Origin of the sequence: Sphingobacterium sp. UBA7253 (assembly GCF_002472745.1) — a bacterium.
Taxonomy (GTDB): domain Bacteria; phylum Bacteroidota; class Bacteroidia; order Sphingobacteriales; family Sphingobacteriaceae; genus Sphingobacterium; species Sphingobacterium siyangense.
In genome coordinates, this window is the sequence record NZ_DKSP01000225.1 from 1 (window position 1) to 3,612 (window position 3,612).

Sequence of the window (3,612 nt, forward strand, 5' to 3'; positions counted from 1 at the left end):
ATAGTATTTTTCACTATTGCAACTATGTAGCAAAAACATTAAATGCAATTAAATTGCAAATAAATTACAATAGGATGAATTATTGAAATCATGGTTATTTATCAGTATTGAAAACCTGGGCTATGCTTAAATATCTTTGCTGATGAAAATGAATATCATCACAAAAACAAAAACATGAAAACTATAAAGACATTTTTAGCAGCTTCATTATTTCCATTGCTTACGATGCAGGCCAGCGCACAAAAATTGGATAAGATGCTTTGGTTTAACGAACCAACAGAATGGAACATCAAAGACAATTCACTTTCGATGTTCGTTACGCCTAAAAGCGATTATTGGCGTATCTCTCATTATGGATTTACAGTAGACGACGCCCCCTTTTTCTATACGCTACGCGGGGGAGAGTTTGAAGTCAAGGCAAAGATCTCGGCGAACTACCAAACCCGCTTTGACCAAGCAGGTCTCATGCTGCGCATTGATCATGAAAACTATATAAAAGCAGGGATAGAATTTGTGGATGGAAAATACAATTTGAGTACGGTCGTTACGCATAAAACGAGTGATTGGAGCATTATTCCAATAGATAAGGAAATCCCTTTTATTTGGATCAAAGCGATACGTCGATTAGATGCTGTCGAATTTTTCTATTCTTTTGATGACAAGGAGTATATCATGATGAGGAATGCCTGGCTGCAGGATAATCACCCTGTTATGGTTGGTTTAATGGCAGCTTCACCAGACGGCAATGGCTTTCAGGCGAAATTTGACTATTTTACGATCAAACACCTTGCAGATCAACGTCGAAGCAAATGGCTGAAAGAGAATAATTCAAACTAAAAAATATCGACGCCCGTCTAAGACAGCCCCATAGACGGGCGTCATCTTAAGTCAGTATGTCCTGCTGCATCTTGTTAAACACACTCACTGCTTCATATGAATTTCGTACACGAAGCTTTTGGAGTATATTTTGCCGATGCCTGTTAACGGTATTAATGCTCAACCCTAGTTTTTCGGCAATTCGTTTACTAATCATCCCCTCCTTGATGCAGCTTAAAATTTCTTTCTCTCGTGTACTAATCGAAGTTTTCGCACCATAGCCATCTAAGTGATGGACTACGCCTGTTACCTGATTGAGGATATAATTTCGAAGATTGATTGAAGTTTCAGTTTCTGGTAGTAAGGTATAACAGCATAAAGCCAGCTGGGGGAATTCCGGTCCTGGGGTGTCCAAGTAAAAAATCTGATGGGACAGCTGGATGATTTGCCCCTCTCTCCCTTCGACCCGAAGTATACTGTTTGCTTGATAATTGAATCGCTCCGCCAGATCCTTTTTTTTGACCAAGTTGAGAAATTGAAGCTCCAAAGCATGCTTAATGGCCAAATCATCGGGGTAAACACGTTCGAGAAGAAAATCTTCCCAAATACCGTTTATTTCCAGCTTCTTGTCATATGAAGGAAGGTAAAGTCGTTCTGCAATTGTCCCCATATAGGTATAACTCCATTTTGCCGTCAGGTCACTCAGTACGACTATACCGTTATGAATGTCGGCAAAAGTTTTTGCGTAACTCTTATAGTGTTTTAACACAGATAAATCGATGTTGCTATTTCGTAATCTACGCTCAGCAAAATTTCTATCTAATTTTTTTTTGATCTCCGATTTCATTTTATACTTAAAAGCTTCGTTTTAGGTCTTTAAAAAGAAAGTCCAATTCGGAGATAAGGCAAGGTTGCTTCTTTACTGAACCCTATTACTCCTTGAATAGTTAATAGATCTCCTGGCATAAAATAAATTCCGCCACCATATCCCATATGCCAGTCATTGGAATTTTCATGACTCATCCAGACTCTTCCTATATCATAGAAACCAATTGCCCCGACTGTTCCAGGAACGATATAAGAAGAGTAGCTAAATAATTTCAATCGCATGTCAAAATTATTATAAAGCGCTGTTTTCCCAGTAAATCGCCGAGAATTATACCCTCTTAAGCTCATTTCTCCTCCAATTTGTGCGTGCTGATAAAAATAGGGATCTCCCCATACCGCATCAAATCCCACACGATTAGCAAAAGTAATATAGTTGTCGGCAACCGTTTTATAAAAACTCATGGAATGCTGTAATTTTGTATAGTTGCGGCCCTCCCCTCCGATTTCAGCATTCCACCCCAATCTAGTGTGAAAATGTACTCCCGATTTTGGATTACTGATATTATCGCGGGTATCGTAATCTATACCAGTGGTGACCCCAGTGAAGAAATTACTCCCATAGATAGGTTCCGATGGATATTTTTGATGGAATTCCTCAAAATAACGTCCAACATTATTCGATTCTTTACTCGTATAATATTCGGAAGAAGATCCATAGAACACCTTGAATTTAGGTTCTAGGTACTTTTCCAGAAAAATGTCACCGCTCACAAGATCAAATCGATTTCGGTAATACGAAATGCGCTTTGAATCCGATTTATCGAAAATAGTATTGTTTCCATATCCAAAGAAATTACTCAGGTTTTTGGGACCAAGGGACGAAAGATGAATATAAAGATCATGCCCTGCAATGAGATCTTTATAATTCCCTTTGTAATCAAACATAAATGATTCGCGACCGGTCAAATAACTGCCTAGAAACTGATGCCGATAGGCATAAGGCTTCTTTCTGAACCCCTGATTCTCGATCATATACCCCAGTCCAAAAATAAGTCCACGATCAACCCCATAATCTAGGTTAAAAACGACCCCTTTACGGTCATAGATAAAATTTTCATAGTCAAACTTATGGACAGCGCTGTCTTTGCTCAACTTCAGATGAATAGCATCATCAACCTGCATAGCACCCGGCACCTGATTTTTACCATCATAGATATAAACTTTGCTACCATTGGCAAATTTATCAGTTGTACGATATAGATTCTGTCCATCCCCCCCAATTAGCCGGATCTTTATGGGCGATTTGCCCGATCCATGTAACTTATATTCGTCAGTGCCCGATATGCCATATATACGAACTTCTTTGGTCTGATCAAGTACAAAGGTGCGTTTTAGCAATTTTCGTCCTTCGGTACCATCTTTTTTCTTGTTGTGGATATTGACAGTGACCGAGCCATCCTTATTGTAATCGACATCCACAAATTCAGATTTGGCGGACAATGGTAGTTCAACGACACGCGCAAGAAATCGATAATAGGTCAGTCCGCTTTCCATCAGCTCGTCCCTTCTTGAACGAATATTTGTTTCCAATTCATTCGCACTCATTTTCACAATTGTATCAGGCATCGTTAACATCGCTTGATGAATCAACGAATCCGTCAGTGTTTTCTGAACAAACTGTATTTCGTCAATCCATTCATCCTCTGTAAGATGAGTGAGAAAAAAATGATCAAAAGTACTCGCATTAAAATTCCAATGGGGCACATTTCGAATATGTGGACTAAAGGGTTGCAAATGAGCCTTCAGCCATTGATAGGAAAGTAATGTGGGAAATACCCCCGAAGTTTTATAATATACCTTATCCCGATCCCTTGGGACGGGAGTATAGATCTTTTTACCTTTTTCCTTTTCGGGATCCCAACGCCAATTATCCTGATGACGATCCCAGTCCCCAAGCGTAAAATCGAG

Annotated in this window: 3 protein-coding genes; 1 reads left to right on the forward strand and 2 read right to left on the reverse strand. The window is 39.3% G+C overall.

Features of this window, described 5'->3' with window-relative positions:
- Positions 1–174: 174 nt before the first annotated feature.
- Positions 175–837 (forward strand): DUF1349 domain-containing protein, encoded by a 663-nt coding sequence (locus B2X72_RS23940; RefSeq protein ID WP_112376172.1) that lies wholly within the window; start codon positions 175–177, stop codon positions 835–837.
- 46 nt (positions 838–883) lie between these two features.
- Here the strand turns inward: B2X72_RS23940 and B2X72_RS23945 are convergent, their stop codons facing one another.
- Positions 884–1,663: a helix-turn-helix domain-containing protein gene (locus tag B2X72_RS23945; protein WP_112376171.1), complete on the reverse strand. Its 780-nt coding sequence runs from the start codon at positions 1,661–1,663 to the stop codon at positions 884–886.
- A 29-nt stretch (positions 1,664–1,692) separates the two neighbouring features.
- Positions 1,693–3,612, reverse strand: a 1,920-nt coding sequence (locus tag B2X72_RS23950) for a BamA/TamA family outer membrane protein (protein ID WP_286851807.1), incomplete at its 5' end; no start/stop codon positions are given.